General features: G+C 68.4%; 13 protein-coding genes. 11 read left to right on the top strand and 2 right to left on the bottom strand.

The window, feature by feature from the left end; genetic code table 11:
- Nucleotides 1-67 precede the first annotated feature (67 nt).
- From hasR to HMPREF2914_RS16580, 5 genes are all read left to right on the top strand, one after another.
- Nucleotides 68-2,743 (top strand): heme uptake receptor HasR, encoded by a 2,676-nt coding sequence (gene hasR, locus HMPREF2914_RS16560; RefSeq protein WP_031278642.1) that lies wholly within the window; start codon nt 68-70, stop codon nt 2,741-2,743.
- 85 nt (nt 2,744-2,828) lie between these two features.
- Complete coding sequence (gene hasA, locus HMPREF2914_RS16565) at nt 2,829-3,446, top strand: heme acquisition protein HasA (protein ID WP_003091842.1); 618 nt, start codon at nt 2,829-2,831, stop codon at nt 3,444-3,446.
- Nucleotides 3,447-3,663: 217 nt separating this feature from the next.
- Nucleotides 3,664-5,454 (top strand): type I secretion system permease/ATPase, encoded by a 1,791-nt coding sequence (locus HMPREF2914_RS16570; RefSeq protein WP_023092621.1) that lies wholly within the window; start codon nt 3,664-3,666, stop codon nt 5,452-5,454.
- Nucleotides 5,451-6,776 carry an HlyD family type I secretion periplasmic adaptor subunit gene (locus HMPREF2914_RS16575; RefSeq protein WP_017149244.1) on the top strand — a complete coding sequence of 442 codons (1,326 nt, stop codon included), beginning with the start codon at nt 5,451-5,453 and terminating at the stop codon, nt 6,774-6,776. The genes HMPREF2914_RS16570 and HMPREF2914_RS16575 overlap by 4 nt, the downstream gene beginning before the upstream one ends.
- Nucleotides 6,773-8,128, top strand: coding sequence for a TolC family outer membrane protein (locus tag HMPREF2914_RS16580; RefSeq protein WP_015502553.1), 1,356 nt, complete (start codon nt 6,773-6,775; stop codon nt 8,126-8,128). The genes HMPREF2914_RS16575 and HMPREF2914_RS16580 overlap by 4 nt, the downstream gene beginning before the upstream one ends.
- Here HMPREF2914_RS16580 and HMPREF2914_RS16585 read toward each other — a convergent pair.
- A complete protein-coding gene (locus HMPREF2914_RS16585; protein WP_003098669.1) occupies nt 8,121-8,408 on the bottom strand; it encodes a DUF3509 domain-containing protein in 288 nt (95 codons plus the stop codon). The genes HMPREF2914_RS16580 and HMPREF2914_RS16585 overlap by 8 nt on opposite strands.
- A 174-nt stretch (nt 8,409-8,582) precedes the next feature.
- Here HMPREF2914_RS16585 and HMPREF2914_RS16590 point away from each other — a divergent pair, with 174 nt between their 5' ends.
- The 5 genes from HMPREF2914_RS16590 to HMPREF2914_RS16610 all read left to right on the top strand — a co-directional run bounded on the left by HMPREF2914_RS16590 (nt 8,583) and on the right by HMPREF2914_RS16610 (nt 12,853).
- Nucleotides 8,583-9,068: a phosphate-starvation-inducible protein PsiE gene (locus HMPREF2914_RS16590; RefSeq protein WP_003091838.1), complete on the top strand. Its 486-nt coding sequence runs from the start codon at nt 8,583-8,585 to the stop codon at nt 9,066-9,068.
- 112 nt (nt 9,069-9,180) lie between these two features.
- Nucleotides 9,181-10,152: an HlyD family secretion protein gene (locus tag HMPREF2914_RS16595; protein WP_003091837.1), complete on the top strand. Its 972-nt coding sequence runs from the start codon at nt 9,181-9,183 to the stop codon at nt 10,150-10,152.
- A gap of 3 nt (nt 10,153-10,155) precedes the next feature.
- On the top strand, nt 10,156-11,328 hold the full coding sequence (locus HMPREF2914_RS16600) for an ABC transporter permease (RefSeq protein WP_003098671.1): 1,173 nt from the start codon (nt 10,156-10,158) through the stop codon (nt 11,326-11,328).
- Nucleotides 11,325-12,458: an ABC transporter permease gene (locus HMPREF2914_RS16605; RefSeq protein ID WP_003098675.1), complete on the top strand. Its 1,134-nt coding sequence runs from the start codon at nt 11,325-11,327 to the stop codon at nt 12,456-12,458. The genes HMPREF2914_RS16600 and HMPREF2914_RS16605 overlap by 4 nt, the downstream gene beginning before the upstream one ends.
- Nucleotides 12,459-12,511: 53 nt before the next feature.
- The gene (locus HMPREF2914_RS16610) at nt 12,512-12,853 is read left to right on the top strand and encodes a YceK/YidQ family lipoprotein (protein ID WP_022579686.1); all 342 of its coding nucleotides are present in this window, start codon (nt 12,512-12,514) and stop codon (nt 12,851-12,853) included.
- A 1-nt stretch (nt 12,854) separates the two neighbouring features.
- On the opposite strand, the gene HMPREF2914_RS16615 is transcribed toward HMPREF2914_RS16610, so the two are convergent.
- Entirely contained in the window at nt 12,855-13,781 is a 927-nt protein-coding gene (locus tag HMPREF2914_RS16615) for a LysR family transcriptional regulator (RefSeq protein ID WP_003091833.1), read from the bottom strand.
- A 273-nt stretch (nt 13,782-14,054) separates the two neighbouring features.
- Between HMPREF2914_RS16615 and fpr the strand changes: the two genes are divergently transcribed.
- Complete coding sequence (gene fpr, locus HMPREF2914_RS16620; protein WP_003091832.1) at nt 14,055-14,831, top strand: ferredoxin-NADP reductase; 777 nt, start codon at nt 14,055-14,057, stop codon at nt 14,829-14,831.
- Nucleotides 14,832-14,850: the final 19 nt, after the last annotated feature.

Here is a 14,850-nt window from a genome sequence, read left to right on the forward strand (position 1 = left end):
CTGCCTCCATCGTTCTCTTAACGAGACTGATTCTTATTACACAAAACGATGGAGTGTAGGCGCTGTCATGAAACATCGTGGATGGAGTGCCGTGCGAGGCGGTCGCAAGGGGGCGCAACTGGCCCTGGGGCTGGGCCTGGTCCTGCTTGGAACGGCCGCGCTACCGCTGCATGCGCAAGACGGGGCGGACTCGGCGAGCCAGCAGCAGACCGCGCTGCGCCGGGTCCGGCTGGACATCCCGGCACAACCGCTGAACCGCGCCCTGCTGCGATTCGCCGAGCAGGCCGGGGTCCAGGTGTTCTTCGACAGCCAGCGTTTCGCCGGTCTCGGCAGCGCGGCGGTGCACGGCGAATACGTGCTGGCCGACGGCCTGAGCCAGATGCTCCAGGGCAGCCCGGTGGAATACCGCTTCTCCGGCAAGGACCAATTGAGCCTGATCCGCGTCAGCCAGGACGACCTGGTGCAGATGTCGCCCTCGGTGATCTCCGCCGCGCGTCCGGACGACTGGGTCTACCAGACGCCGCATTCGGTCAGCGTGATCGGCCGCGAGCAGATCGAGCGCAACCCGCGGCGGCATGCCGCCGACATGCTCGAGGAAACCCCCGGGGTGTACTCCTCGGTGAGCCAGCAGGACCCCGGCCTGTCGGTGAACATCCGTGGCATCCAGGACTACGGGCGGGTCAACATGTCGGTCGACGGCATGCGCCAGAACTACCAGCAGAGCGGCCACCAGCAGCGCAACGGGACGCTCTACGTCGATCCCGAGCTGCTCAGCGAGGTGGTCATCGACAAGGGCGCCAGCTCGGCCATGGGCGGCGCCGGGGTGATCGGCGGGATCGCCAACTTCCGCACCCTGGAGGCCCGCGACCTGGTCAAGCCGGGCAAGCAGGTCGGTGGCCGGGTGCGCCTCACCAGCGGCCTGGGCGGCGACGCCAACGGCACCCACTTCATCGGCAGCGCGGCCTTCGCCATCGGCACCGAGGCCTGGGACATGCTGGTCGCCGCCAGCGAGCGCCACCTGGGCGACTACGACCCGGGGACCAAGGGCAGCATCGGTGAGCTGCGCACCGGCGCCTGGTTCAATCCCGAGGCCGGGCAGCGGGTCAAGCATTCGCCGGTGGCCTACTCCGGCTACGTGATGCGCTCGCGACTGGCCAAGCTTGGCGTCGCCCTGCCGCAGGACCAGCGCCTGCAGTTCAGCTACCTGACCACCCAGGTGTCCTACGACGACGCCAACATGCTCAACACCGAGAACCAGGCGCTCTGGGAAAAGCTCGGCAGCAGCGACGTGCGTGCGCAGAACTTCGCCATCGACTACGGCTACGCGCCGGACAACCCGTTGGTGGACTTCAAGGCCAAGCTCTACTACGTCGACAACCGCAACCGCCAGCAGACCCTGCAACGCGGTATCACCCCCGGCTACTCGATCACCTACCAGACCGACACCTACGGCGCGCAGGCGCAGAACACCTCGACCTTCGCTCTCGACGAGCTCTCCACGCTGCGCGCCAACTATGGCCTGGAGTTCTTCTACGACAAGGTGCGGCCGGACTCCAGCCAGCCGCGGGCGAGCACCTCGGCGGTCGACTTCCCCGCGGCCGAAGGCATGACCCCCAAGGGCGATCGCGCCCTCGGCAGCCTGTTCGCCCGTCTCGACTACGACTACGACGACTGGCTCAACCTCAACGCCGGGCTGCGTTACGACCGCTACCGCCTGCGCGGCGACACCGGCTTCAACGCGCGCACCTTCATCCTTGGCACTACCCGGCAGACCGACATGCCGCTGCAATACGCCGTCGACCGCGAGGAGGGGCGCTTCTCGCCGACCTTCGGCCTGTCGGTCAAGCCCGGTGTCGACTGGTTGCAGCTGTTCGCCACCTACGGCAAGGGCTGGCGCCCGCCGGCGGTGACCGAGAGCCTGATCACCGGCCGCCCCCACGGCGGCGGCGCGGAAAACATGTACCCCAATCCGTTCCTCAGTCCGGAGCGCTCGAAGGCCTGGGAAGTCGGCTTCAACGTGCTGAAGGAGAACCTCTGGTTCAGCGACGACCGCCTGGGCCTGAAGGTCGCCTACTTCGACACCCGGGTCGACGACTTCATCTTCATGGGCATGGGCATGCAGCCGCCGGGCTACGGCATGGCCGGGATCGGCAACAGCGCCTACGTCAACAACCTCGACAGCACGCGCTTCCGTGGCGTCGAGTACCAGCTCGACTACGATGCCGGGCTGGCCTACGGGCAGCTCTCCTACACGCACATGATCGGCAGCAACGACTTCTGTTCGAAGACCGCCTGGCTCGGCGGCGTCACCCAGACGGTGAAGGGCAGCGGTCGCCGCCCGCCGGTGATCGACATGCGGCCGGACGAGCAGGCCAACGCCGCCACCCATTGCAGCGCGGTGCTCGGCTCCGCCGAACACATGCCGATGGACCGCGGCTCGCTGACCCTGGGCATGCGCTTCTTCGACCGCAGGCTGGACGTCGGCGCCCGTGCCCGCTACAGCGAAGGCTACTCGGTGGCTGGCGGCGCCACGGTGTCGCAGGCCGGCGTGTACCCGGCGGACTGGAAGGAATACACCGTCTACGACCTGTACGGCAGCTACCGGGTGAGCGACGAACTGACCCTGCGCCTGGCCATGGAGAACGTCACCGACCGCGCCTACCTGGTGCCGCTGGGCGACGTGCTGGCCTTCACCCTCGGTCGCGGGCGGACCCTGCAAGGCACCCTCGAATACCAGTTCTGATCCCCGTTTTGCCCAGTGAAGGGCAAAACCGGAGCGGGCATCCGTGCGCTCCGGCATTCACCACTCGTTGAATTGGAGTTTTGGCATGAGCATTTCGATTTCCTACAGCACCACCTACAGCGGCTGGACCGTAGCGGATTACCTGGCGGACTGGTCGGCCTACTTCGGCGACGTCAACCATCGTCCGGGCCAGGTGGTGGACGGCAGCAATACCGGCGGCTTCAACCCCGGTCCGTTCGACGGCAGCCAGTACGCGCTGAAGAGCACCGCCAGCGACGCGGCCTTCATCGCCGGCGGCGACCTCCACTACACCCTGTTCAGCAACCCCAGCCACACCCTGTGGGGCAAGCTGGACAGCATCGCCCTCGGCGACACCCTGACCGGCGGCGCCTCCAGCGGTGGCTACGCCCTGGACAGCCAGGAGGTGAGCTTCAGCAACCTGGGCCTGGATTCGCCGATCGCCCAGGGCCGCGACGGCACCGTGCACAAGGTGGTCTACGGCTTGATGAGCGGTGACAGCAGCGCCCTGCAGGGGCAGATCGACGCGCTGCTGAAAGCGGTCGACCCGAGCCTGTCGATCAACTCCACCTTCGACCAGTTGGCCGCGGCCGGCGTCGCCCATGCCACCCCGGCTGCGGCAGCGGCGGAAATCGGCGTGGTCGGCGTGCAGGAACTGCCGCACGACCTGGCCCTGGCGGCCTGAGCAACTGTCCACGATAGCGTTCGTGGACTGCTTGCGCTAAAGGCCGGAGAGGAGTTGGCGCTCCTCTCCGGCGCACGAACCGCCGTCGCTGCGCTTCGCACCCGTGGCGACGGCGGCCCCCGGATTGTTCCTCCGCCGGCCGTGCCCGGCAAGCGGAGACTGCCGCAATGTCCTCCGGGCCCGCTCGCGGCCCGGACACCCACAGGACCCGACTCCGATGAAGCTCCGGCCGGCCTCGCCGCGCAATGAAATCCTCGCCACCCTCGGCCGCTTCCGCCCGGCGCTGCGCAGCGTCGCGCTGTTCACCGCGGTGATCAACCTGCTGATGCTGGCGCCGTCGCTGTACATGCTGCAGGTCTACGATCGGGTGCTCGGCTCCGGCAACCACATGACCCTGCTGATGCTGACCCTCATGGTGCTCGGCCTCTACCTGCTGCTCGGCGCCCTGGAGTGGGTGCGCAGCCTGGTGGTGATCCGCCTCGGCGGCCAGCTCGACATGCAACTCAACCAGCGCATCTACGACGCCTCGTTCCGCGCCAGCCTGGAGCGCGGCGAGCAGGCCGCCGGGCAGGCGCTGAACGACCTGACCAACCTGCGCCAGTTCCTCACCGGCAACGCCCTGTTCGCCTTCTTCGACGCGCCCTGGTTCCCGCTCTACCTGCTGGTGATCTTCCTCTTCAGCCCCTGGCTCGGCCTGCTCGCCCTGGTTGGGGCGCTGTTGCTGGTGCTGCTCGCCTGGGTCAACGAAAGCCGCTCGCGCGAACCGCTGGCCGAGGCCGGGCAACTGTCGATCCTCGCCACCCAGCAGGCCTCGGCCAACCTGCGCCAGGCGGAAACCCTGGCGGCAATGGGCATGTTGCCGGCCATGCGTGCGCGCTGGTTCGCCCAGCACCAGGCCTTCCTTGCCCGGCAGAACCTCGGCAGCGAGCGCAGCGCGGCGATCGGCGCGACCTCCAAGGGCGTGCGCCTGGCCTTGCAGTCGCTGGTGCTCGGCCTCGGCGCCTGGCTGGCGGTGGAAGGCCTGATCACCCCGGGGATGATGATCGCCGGCTCGATCCTGATGGGCCGCGTGCTCAGCCCCATCGACCAGTTGATCGCGGTCTGGCGCCAGTGGAGCGGCGCGCGGCAGGCCTACCAGCGGCTGGCGCGGCTGCTCGAGGAGAATCCGCCGGCTGCCCTGGGCATGCCGCTGCCGGCGCCGCGCGGCGCGTTGCGCGTCGAGCGGCTCTGCGCGGCCGCGCCGGGACGCGAGCAGGCATTGTTGCAGGACCTCGGTTTCGCCCTGGAGCCTGGCGAAGCGCTCGGCGTGATCGGGCCGTCCGGTTCCGGCAAGTCGACCCTGGCGCGTTTGCTGGTGGGCGCCTGGCAGCCGCTGTCCGGCGCGGTGCGCCTGGACGGCGCCGACCTGCGGCAGTGGAGCGCGGCGGCACTGGGGCCGCACATCGGCTACCTGGCCCAGGACGTGCAACTGTTCGCCGGCAGCATCGCCGAGAACATCGCGCGCTTCGCCGAGGTGGATGCCGAGAAGGTGGTGGCGGCGGCGCGCCTGGCCGGCGTGCACGACCTGGTGCTGCGCCTGCCGCAGGGCTACGACACGCGCCTTGGCGACGGCGGCGCCGGACTCTCCGGCGGCCAGCGCCAGCGCATCGGCCTGGCCCGCGCGCTGTACGGGCGACCGGCGCTGATCGTGCTCGACGAACCCAATGCCAGCCTCGACGAGGCGGGTGAGGCGGCCCTGGCCGAGGCCATCGCGGCGATGCGCCGGCACGGCAGCAGCCTGGTGCTGGTCACCCACAAGCCGGCGGTGCTGGCGCTGACCGACAAGCTGTTGTTGCTGCATGGCGGACGCCTGCAGCGTTTCGGCGCGACCGCCGAGGTGCTTGCCAGCGCCTCGCCGCCGGCCGCTGCGGCCCCGGCGCCGACACGGCCGACGCCGGCGTTCGGTTTCGGCTACCGGCCGGGACCGGGGATGCCGGTCGGCGGTGTGCCGGGAGGAGCGGCGCGATGAGCGGCCAGGCGCGGTTGCGCGAAGTCGGCGGCGCGGCGCTGGAACTGGACGAGAAGCGTTTTTCCCGGCTCGGCTGGGGGTTGGTGCTGCTCGGCTTCGTCGGCTTTCTCCTGTGGGCCGGGTTGGCCCCGCTGGACAAGGGGGTCGGGGTCTCCGGCACGGTGATGGTGGCCGGTAGCCGCAAGGCCGTGCAGCACCCTACCGGTGGCCTGGTCAGGCACATCCGCGTGCACGAAGGCGAGCGGGTGGAGGCAGGACAGGTGCTGCTGGAGATGGACGCTACCCAGGCCCGGGCCCAGGCCGATGGCCTGTTCGCCCAGTACCTGGCGGCGCTGGCGAGTCTGGCGCGGCTGAGCGCCGAGCGCGATGAAAAGGCGCGGATCGAGTTTCCCGCCGAGCTGCTGGCGCTGGACGACCCGCGCCTGCCGACCCTGCTGGAACAGCAGCGGCAGTTGCACGACAGCCGTCGGCGGGCGCTGCGCCTGGAACTCGATGGTCTCGCCGAGACGGTCGCCGGCAGCCAGGCGCAACTGGACGGCCTGCAAGCCGCGCTGCGCAGCAAGGAGCAGCAGCGCGCCGCCCTCGAGGAACAATTGCGCGGCCTGCGCCAACTGGCCAGCGAGGGCTACGTGCCGCGCAACCGCCTGCTCGACAGCGAGCGCCTGCTGGCCCAGGTCAACGGCGAGATCGCCGGCGACCTCGGCAGCCTCGGCAGTACCCGCCGGCAGATCCTCGAACTGCGCCTGCGCATGGCCCAGCGGCGGGAGAAGTTCCAGGAAGAGGTGCGCGCCAGCCTGGCCGACGCCCAGGTGCGCGCCGAGGAGTTGCGCAATCGCCTGGCCAGCGCGCGCTTCGACCTGGCCAACAGCGAGGTACGGGCGCCGGTCGCCGGCCTGGTGGTCGGCCAGGAAGTGTTCACCGAGGGCGGCGTGATCGCGCCCGGCCAGCAACTGATGGAAATCCTCCCGGAGCGCCAGCCGCTGCTGGTGGACGCTCGGCTGCCGGTGGAGATGGTCGACAAGGTCCGCGTCGGCCTGCCGGTGGAGCTGATGTTCAGCGCCTTCAACCAGAGCACTACGCCGCGGGTGGAGGGCGAAGTGACCCTGGTCTCGGCCGACCGCCTGCTGGACGAGCGCAGCGAGGCGCCGTACTACCGGGTGCGCATCCGCGTAGGGGAGGAGGGCGTACGTCGCCTGGCCGGCCTGGAGATCCGCCCGGGGATGCCGGTGGAGGCCTTCGTCCGCAGCGGCGAGCGCTCGCTGCTGAACTACCTGTTCAAGCCGCTGGCCGACCGTACCCACCTGGCGCTGGGGGAAGAATGAATCGCCTGCGAGCCTGCCTGCTGTCCTCCGCGCTGCTTTCGGCCTCCTCGGCCCAGGCGCTGGGCCTGCTGGACGCCTACCAACTGGCGGTGCGCCACGACCCGACCTTCCAGGCGGCGCTCCACGAGCGCCGCGCCGGCAGCGAAAACCGCGCCATCGGCCGTGCCGGCCTGCTGCCGAGCCTGCGCTACGACTACAACAAGGCGCGCAACGACTCCACCGTCAGCCAGGGCGACGCCCGCGTCGAGCGCGACTATCGCAGCTACGCCTCGACCCTCAGCCTGGAGCAGCCGCTGTTCGACTACGAGGCCTACGCGCGCTACCGCCAGGGCGAGGCCCAGGCGCTGTTCGCCGACGAACAGTTCCGCGGGCGCAGCCAGGAACTGGCGGTGCGCCTGTTCGCCGCCTACAGCGAAACCCTGTTCGCCCGCGAGCAGGTGGTCCTGGCCGAGGCCCAGCGGCGCGCCCTGGAAACCCAGCTGGCGTTCAACCAGCGTGCCTTCGAGGAAGGCGAGGGCACCCGCACCGACCTGCTGGAGACCCGCGCCCGGCTGAGCCTGACCCGCGCCGAGGAGATCGCCGCCGGCGATCGTGCGGCGGCGGCGCGGCGTACGCTGGAAGCGATGCTCGGGCAGGCACTGGAGGATCGCGAACTGGCCGCGCCCATCGAGCGTTTCCCGGCGTTGCGCCTGCAACCGGCGACCTTCGAGGGCTGGCGCCAGGTGGCCCTGCAACGCAGCGCCGAGCTGGGCGCCCAGCGCTATGCGCTGGAGGCGGCGGCCTACGAGGTGGAGCGCAATCGTGCCGGCCACCTGCCCAGGCTCAGCCTCTACGCCAGCAGCAGCAAGACGCACTCGGCTTCGGAAAGCACCTACGAGCAGAAATACGACACCGACAGTGTCGGCCTGCGTCTCAGCCTGCCGCTGTTCGAGGGCGGGCGGGTGTCGGCGGCGACCCGCCAGGCCGGCGACAAGTACGCCCAGGCCCAGGCCGAGCTGGATGCCCAGGTGGCCAGTGTGATCAATGACCTGCACAGCCAGTTCGACCTGACCGCCAGCAGCCTGGCCAAGGTGCGTGCCTATGAGATGGCGGTGGCGGCGGCGCGCGAACAGGTGACGGCGACGCGGCGCAGCGTCGCCGGCGGGGAGCGGGTCAATCGCGACGTGCTGGACGCCGAACAGCAGTTCTACGGCGCCCGCCGCGACCTGGCGGAAGCGCGCTACGCCTACCTCAACGCCTGGCTGCGCCTGCGCCAGCTGGCGGGGGTGCTGGAAGACCGCGACCTGGCGGTGCTGGCCGCCTATTTCGGCGCCGGCGAAGGACGCGCGCAGGTCGCCGCTGCCATCAGATAGCTATCGGCCAGCGTGCCTTGCCTTGGGTCATCTCCTGCAACAGTTGCGGCGCGCTGGTGCCGTTTTCGATGGCGATGCCGAAGCGGATGCTCTCGATCATCCGCTGCAACTGTTCCAGGTCATGCAGTTGCGCCGGTCGGATCAGGCGCTTGGCGGCGACCCCGCGTTCGTTGGAGAGGGTGAGGACGATGCTGCCGTCCGGCCGCTCCAGGCTGAGGTTGACCCGGTACTCGGCCTGGAAGGCCTCGGTGAGGAGCTGGAAAGGGCTGCTGTCGGTCATGGCGGACCACCTGAATGCTGTCGTGCTGGTTGGGACTGGGTGCCGCCCGGAAAGTTCTTTGTCACCGCCGGGCTGTACCCTGCGCCGACGTGCGGACGTCTATCTGCGCACGTGCCTTGGCCTGGGCCTTGCACGCTTCGGGCCAGGTGGCCGCCGTCTTTGTCGGGAGAAGCTATGAAACAGAATTGGGCCGAGCGCCTGCGCGCAAGCATGCACCACCAGGCGGAGAGCCTCGGCAACCTGCTGGTGGAGGCGTTCCACTACCTGGCCCTGTTCGCCATCGGCGCCACGGTGTTCTGGGCGGCGGGCGCGGCCTTCCTGGGGATGGTGAACAAGGGGCATGCGTCGATCGATGACATCCTCCTGCTGTTCATCTACCTCGAGCTGGGCGCGATGGTCGGTATCTACTTTAAGACCAACCACATGCCGGTACGCTTCCTGATCTATGTGGCGATGACCGCGCTGACCCGCCTGATGATCGCCGACATCCAGCACAACCATACGCCGGACGATGGCATCATCCTGGTCTCGGTGGCGTTGCTCCTGCTGGCGCTGGCGATCCTGGTGGTGCGCTTCGCCTCGGCGCGCTTCCCTTCGGCGAAGTCCGACGGCGCCGCCGCGCGGCGGGTGGCGAGCGAGGACGCCGAAGGGGAAGCCTGATTCGTCGCCGCGCCGGAGCCAGTCTCCGGCGCGCTTCCGCCCGGCGCGCCGGCCAGCGCAACGGCCTGGCAATGTACTACCATCGCCCGGTCGTGTTCAGGAAGCCTGCCCCATGAAGGGATGGAAACTCTTTACCCCGTTGCTGATCCTCGCGATCGTCGCCATCACCCTCTACCTGCGCCTGCACAATCCGCCCCTGCTGTTGCAGGGCGAGGCGGACGCCACCAACGTCATCGTTTCCTCCAAGGCCAAGGGCCGGGTCCAGGTGCTGCACGTGCGGCGCGGCGACGAGGTGAAGCAGGGCGACCTGCTGATCAGCCTCGACAGCCCCGAGCTGGAAGCCCAGCTCGATGCCCTGCACGCGGCGCGCAACCAGGCCCAGGCGCAGCTCGATGAGTCGCTCCACGGTACCCGCGAGGAGAGCATCCGCGCGCTCAAGGCCAGCCTGGCACAGGCCGAGGCCGAGTTGCGCAACGCCGAGTCGGATTTCCAGCGCAACCAGCAGATGGTCGAGCGCGGCTTCCTCTCGCGGACCCAGTTCGACCTCTCGCGGCGTGAGCGCGATGTCGCCCGCGACCGCGTCGCCGAGGCGCGGGCCAATCTCGACGAAGGCCTCAAGGGCGACCGCGAGGAGCGCCGCCAGGCGTTGCAGGCCGCGGTGCGCCGGGCCGACGCGCAGATCGCCGAGCTACAGGCGCAGATCGACGACCTGCAGGTGCGCGCGCCGGTCAACGGCGAGGTCGGGCCGATCCCCGCCGAACAGGGCGAACTGATCAACGCCTACAGTCCGCTGCTGACGCTGGTGCGGCTGGACGACAGCTACTTCGTCTTCAACCTGCGCGAGGACATCCTGGCCAAGGTGCGCAAGGGCGACCGCATCGTCATGCAGGTGCCCGGCCTGGGCGGCGCCGAGGTCGAGACCGAGCTGCGCTACATCGCCCCGCTGGGCGATTTCTCGACCAGGCGCGCGACCCGCGCCACCGGCGATTTCGACCTGAAGACCTTCGAGACCCGCTTCTACCCGTTGCAGCCGACACCCGGCCTGCGCCCGGGCATGAGCGCGCTGTGGCGCTGGACGAACTGAGCGATGGCGTGGGCCGCGCTGAAGCGCAACGCCAGCCGTTTCGTCCAGGCGTTCAACACCGAGACGCGGATCGCCTGCCGCAGCTGGACCATCCACTGGCTCGGCTGGTGCTGGCCGCTGCTGCTGTTCGGCGTGATCAGCGGCGTCTACCAGGCCGGTACCCTGCTGGACATGCCGCTGGCGGTGATCGACAAGGACCATAGCCAACTGTCGCGCAAGTTGATCCGCGAACTCGACGCGACCTCCCACGCCCAGGTGATCACCGTTCCCGCCGGCGTCCAGGAGGGGCTCGACGCGATCCGTCGGGCCGATGCCTACGCCTTGCTCTACATCCCGCCGGACTTCGAGGCCGACGTGCTCGGCGGGCGCGCGCCGAAGGCCGAGCTGTACTACAACGCGCTGCTGTATTCGGCCGGCTACGCCGCCACCCAGGACTTCTCGGCGCTGGTCGCCAGCCTCAACGGCGAATTGCGTCCGCGCCTGGCCGCCGGGATGCCGGCGGCGCTGCCGCACCTGGCGAGCATCAGCGTGTCCTACGACAGCCTGTTCAATGCCAGCGGCAACTACATCTATTACCAGCAGTTCGCCGCCATCGTGCACCTGCTACAGCTGTTCGTGATCGTCACCATGGTCCATGTGCTGGCCCGCGAGGCGCCGGAACTGCGCGCCTCCTCGCCGCACATCCTGCGGGCCAAGGCCCTCGGCGTACGCCTGGTGGGCAAACTGGCGCCCTACACGCTGCTGTTCACCGCGCTGCTGATGCTGGAAATCTTCCTGCTGGTGGCGTTCTCCGGCGCGCGCATCAACGGCAGCCCGCTGGCGATGCTGATGATCACGCTGTTCTACGTGATTGCCGCGCAGAGCGTCGGGTTGGTGCTGTTCGTCTTCACCGCCAACCGCTTCACTGCCTATTCGCTGGTGGGCATGCTGATCGGCGTCGCCCAGACCTACTCGGGAGTGCTGATCCCGGAATTGGCGATGCCGACCCTGGCGCGGGTGATCGCCGAGGCCGAGCCGCTGACCCACACCCTGCACGGCCTGTTCGACCAGTTCCTGCGCCAGGCGCCGCCCAGTTCGGCGCTCTACACCTGCGCCAAGCTGGCGCTGTACCCGCTGATCGCCTACATGATCGCCAAGATGCGCCTGCGCAGTCGCCTGGACCTGAGCCCGATATGAAGAACTACCTGCAGATCCTCCGGGAAACCCTGAAGGCCATGCTGTCCAAGCCGATGTGGCTGATGGTCGTGGCCTCGGTGTGCATCACCTCGCTGCCGTACATGAACCACACCGCCCTCGACCTGCCGGTGGCGGTGGTCGACGAGGACCACAGCGACGTGTCGCGCGAGCTGGTCCGGCTGCTCGATTCGGCGCCGAAGGTCGCCGTGGTCGGCTACGACAGCCTGCCGCAGGCCAAGCGCGACCTGGCCTGGCGCGAGCTGTACGCGATCATCGTGATCCCGCTGAACTTCGAGAAGCGCCTGCTGCGCGGCGAGGCGCTGGTGATCCCGTACTTCGGCGATGCCACCAACCGCATGGCCAACGGCCAGATCCAGCAGGACATCTCGGCGGTCTACAGCGCGCTGACCAACCGCTACAACGCTGCCCTGCTGGAACGCGAAGGCTTCACCGCGACCCAGGCGCAGGTGGTGCTGAGCCCGCTGGTAGGGCAATTGACCGACCTGTTCAACCCCGGCATCAGCTTCGCCGCGATCGTTCTTCCGGGGCTGCTGTCGCTGATCCTGCAACACAGCCTGCTGCTCGGCTGCACCCGCGGCAACATCATGCTGCGCGGCGGCACCCCGCGCTACATGCGCCAGCCGCTGTCGACCCGCTTCGGCCGCTACAGCGCGCAACTGCTGATCTGGACCGTGCTGGCGATGCTCTTCTACGTGATCTGGCCGCACCTGCTGGGCTATCGCCAGTCGGCCTCGTTCTTCATGCTGCTGGGGATCGTCCTGCCGTTCCTGATCGCGGTGATCGCCCTCAGCGAGTTCATCGCCGAGCTGCTGCCCACCGAGGAATCGGTGTACCTGACCATGACCTTCATCACCCTGCCGCTGTTCTACATGGCCGGCTACAGCTGGCCGGAACAGGCCATGCCGGACTGGGTACGCTGGCTGGCCGACGCGATCCCCTCGACCTGGGCGATCCGCGCCATCGCCGAGATGAACCAGATGGACCTGCCGCTGCGCGAAGTCAGCGACCATGCCCTGGTGCTGCTGGGCATGGCCGCCACCTATGCGTTGCTGGGTACGCTGCTGTACCAGTACCGCAACTGGCGCTGGGACAACGTCAAGGGTTGGTGAAGCGGCGCAAGGCCGGCCATACTCGGCTGGCGTTCGCACAGGGAGATGAAGGAATGTTTCGTTCGGGGCTTTCTTTGCTGGTGCTTCTGGGGCTCGCCACGCTCGGCGGGTGCGGTTCCGTCAACACGCTGGTACGCGATGACGCCAGCGCCGCCCACGACCTGCGCCTGAAGGCGACCGCCTGCACCAGCCTGCCGCGGGTGTACAGCGGGGTCAGCTACACCTTCTGCCGGCTCAACGTGAAGACCGGATCGCCGGTGGCGCCGGCGCAAGCCGACGGCATCCTCGAGGTGCTGGCCCTCGACTTCGCGCTGTCCGGGGTGATCGACACCCTCGCGCTGCCCTATACCTCGTACCGCCAGTACCGCGACGGCAACCTGTACCTGGCCAACTGAGTCAGGGAATCAGCGGCAGCACGATCTCGTCGCTGCGGCTGATCCCGGCGGTCTCGCTGCGGCACAGGTCGAGGAACTCGCGCATGGTCGCAGTCTGGTACTTCTGCTTGTGCCAGATGAAGTAGAACTGCCGGCGCAGGTCCAGGCCGGGCGTTTCCACCGGCACCAGGCTGCCGCGGCGGAAAGCGTCGCGCAGGGCCAGGCGGGAAATGCAGCCGATGCCCAGGCCGGACTCCACGGCACGCTTGATCGCCTCGGTGTGCTCCAGCTCCAGGCGGATGTTCAGCGGCCGCGGGTGATGACGCATGGCCTGGTCGAAGGTCAGGCGGGTGCCGGAGCCCTGCTCGCGGAGGATCCAGGCCTCCCGCGTCAGCCGTTCCAGATCGGCGCCGCCCCGCCGCGCCAGCGGATGCTGGGGGGCGCAGAACACCACCAGTTCGTCCTCCATCCAGGGTTGCACCTCGATGTCCGGATGCCGGCAGTCGCCCTCGATCAGGCCCAGGTCCAGCTCGTAGTGGGCGACCTGCTGCACCACCTGGGCGGTGTTGTGCACGTGCAGGCGCACCCGGCAGTCCGGCTGGCGCTGCATGAAAGCGCCGATCAGCAGCGTGGCCAGGTAGTTGCCGATGGTCAGGGTGGCACCGAGGTCGAGGGAGCCGAAGGCGGTCTTGCCGTTGAGCAGGTTCTCGATTTCCTCGCCGCGGTCGAGCAGCGCCACCGCCTGCGGCAGCAGTTGGCGGCCGAGGGCATTGAGGGTCAGGCGCTTGCCGGCGCGGTCGAACAGCTTGCAGTCGAACTGCCGCTCCAGCTCGCCGAGCGAGGTGCTGGTCGCCGACTGCGACAGCGACAGCCCCTCGGCGGCACGGGAGACGCTCTCCTGCTGGGCCACGGCGACGAACACCTCGAGCTGGCGGAGGGTGAATTTCATCCAGGCTTCCTCGTCTAGAGCGAAAGGCCCCGCGACATTTTGCCGTTCCGTCGGCGGGGTTGGCTCGGTTATCCTTGCGCCCCGTCCGCGGGAGCGATGGGAGCCCTCGGCGGCCGGCGGCCGACCGATATCGTGTTATCCCATATCCATATTCTGGATAAGCATTATCCAGACAATTCATTTTGCGGATATTTTGGCAACCGATAAAATGCCGCGCAACTGCGTCACGTCTGCTGCTGTTGGTGTGCGCCCGCGTTTTCCTAGGAGTCTTTGATGAGCAATCTGTACACCGAGCGCGTTCTCAGCGTGCACCACTGGAACGACACCCTGTTCAGCTTCAAGACCACCCGCAACCCGGGTCTGCGCTTCAAGACCGGCCAGTTCGTGATGATCGGCCTGGAAGTCGACGGTCGCCCGCTGATGCGCGCCTACAGCATTGCCAGCCCGAACTACGAAGAGCACCTGGAGTTCTTCAGCATCAAGGTCCCGGACGGCCCGCTGACCTCGCGCTTGCAACACCTGAAGGAAGGCGACGAGCTGATGGTCAGCCGCAAGCCGACCGGCACCCTGGTGCACGACGACCTGCTGCCCGGCAAGCACCTCTACCTGCTCAGCACCGGCACTGGCATGGCGCCCTTCCTCAGCGTGATCCAGGACCCGGAAACCTACGAGCGCTACGAGAAGGTGATCCTGGTCCACGGCGTGCGCTGGGTCAGCGAACTGGCCTACGCCGACTTCATCACCAAGGTCCTACCGGAACACGAGTACTTCGGCGACCAGGTGAAAGAGAAGCTGATCTACTACCCGCTGGTGACCCGCGAGCCGTTCCGCAACCAGGGCCGCCAGACCGACCTGATGCGCAGCGGCAAGCTGTTCGAGGACATCGGCCTGCCGCCGATGAATCCGCAGGACGACCGTGCGATGATCTGCGGCAGCCCGAGCATGCTGGAAGAGACCAGCGCCGTGCTCGACAGCTTCGGCCTGAAGATCTCGCCGCGCATGGGCGAGCCGGGCGACTACCTGATCGAGCGCGCCTTCGTCGAGAAGTAGGCCTCCGCCGCGCCTCGTC

The sequence above is a fragment of the Pseudomonas sp. HMSC067G02 genome (assembly GCF_001813485.1).
GTDB lineage: Bacteria > Pseudomonadota > Gammaproteobacteria > Pseudomonadales > Pseudomonadaceae > Pseudomonas > Pseudomonas aeruginosa.

What these genes read in the sequence shown, in the direction of transcription:
- HMPREF2914_RS16610 (WP_022579686.1), top strand. Translation starts at nt 12,512, where the DNA reads ATGTTTCGTTCGGGGCTTTCTTTGCTGGTGCTTCTGGGGCTCGCCACG.
- hasA (WP_003091842.1), top strand. Translation starts at nt 2,829, where the DNA reads ATGAGCATTTCGATTTCCTACAGCACCACCTACAGCGGCTGGACCGTA.
- HMPREF2914_RS16600 (WP_003098671.1), top strand. Translation starts at nt 10,156, where the DNA reads ATGGCGTGGGCCGCGCTGAAGCGCAACGCCAGCCGTTTCGTCCAGGCG.
- HMPREF2914_RS16590 (WP_003091838.1), top strand. Translation starts at nt 8,583, where the DNA reads ATGAAACAGAATTGGGCCGAGCGCCTGCGCGCAAGCATGCACCACCAG.
- hasR (WP_031278642.1), top strand. Translation starts at nt 68, where the DNA reads ATGAAACATCGTGGATGGAGTGCCGTGCGAGGCGGTCGCAAGGGGGCG.
- HMPREF2914_RS16570 (WP_023092621.1), top strand. Translation starts at nt 3,664, where the DNA reads ATGAAGCTCCGGCCGGCCTCGCCGCGCAATGAAATCCTCGCCACCCTC.
- HMPREF2914_RS16595 (WP_003091837.1), top strand. Translation starts at nt 9,181, where the DNA reads ATGAAGGGATGGAAACTCTTTACCCCGTTGCTGATCCTCGCGATCGTC.
- HMPREF2914_RS16605 (WP_003098675.1), top strand. Translation starts at nt 11,325, where the DNA reads ATGAAGAACTACCTGCAGATCCTCCGGGAAACCCTGAAGGCCATGCTG.
- HMPREF2914_RS16575 (WP_017149244.1), top strand. Translation starts at nt 5,451, where the DNA reads ATGAGCGGCCAGGCGCGGTTGCGCGAAGTCGGCGGCGCGGCGCTGGAA.
- HMPREF2914_RS16580 (WP_015502553.1), top strand. Translation starts at nt 6,773, where the DNA reads ATGAATCGCCTGCGAGCCTGCCTGCTGTCCTCCGCGCTGCTTTCGGCC.
- HMPREF2914_RS16615 (WP_003091833.1), bottom strand. Translation starts at nt 13,781, where the DNA reads ATGAAATTCACCCTCCGCCAGCTCGAGGTGTTCGTCGCCGTGGCCCAG.
- HMPREF2914_RS16585 (WP_003098669.1), bottom strand. Translation starts at nt 8,408, where the DNA reads ATGACCGACAGCAGCCCTTTCCAGCTCCTCACCGAGGCCTTCCAGGCC.
- fpr (WP_003091832.1), top strand. Translation starts at nt 14,055, where the DNA reads ATGAGCAATCTGTACACCGAGCGCGTTCTCAGCGTGCACCACTGGAAC.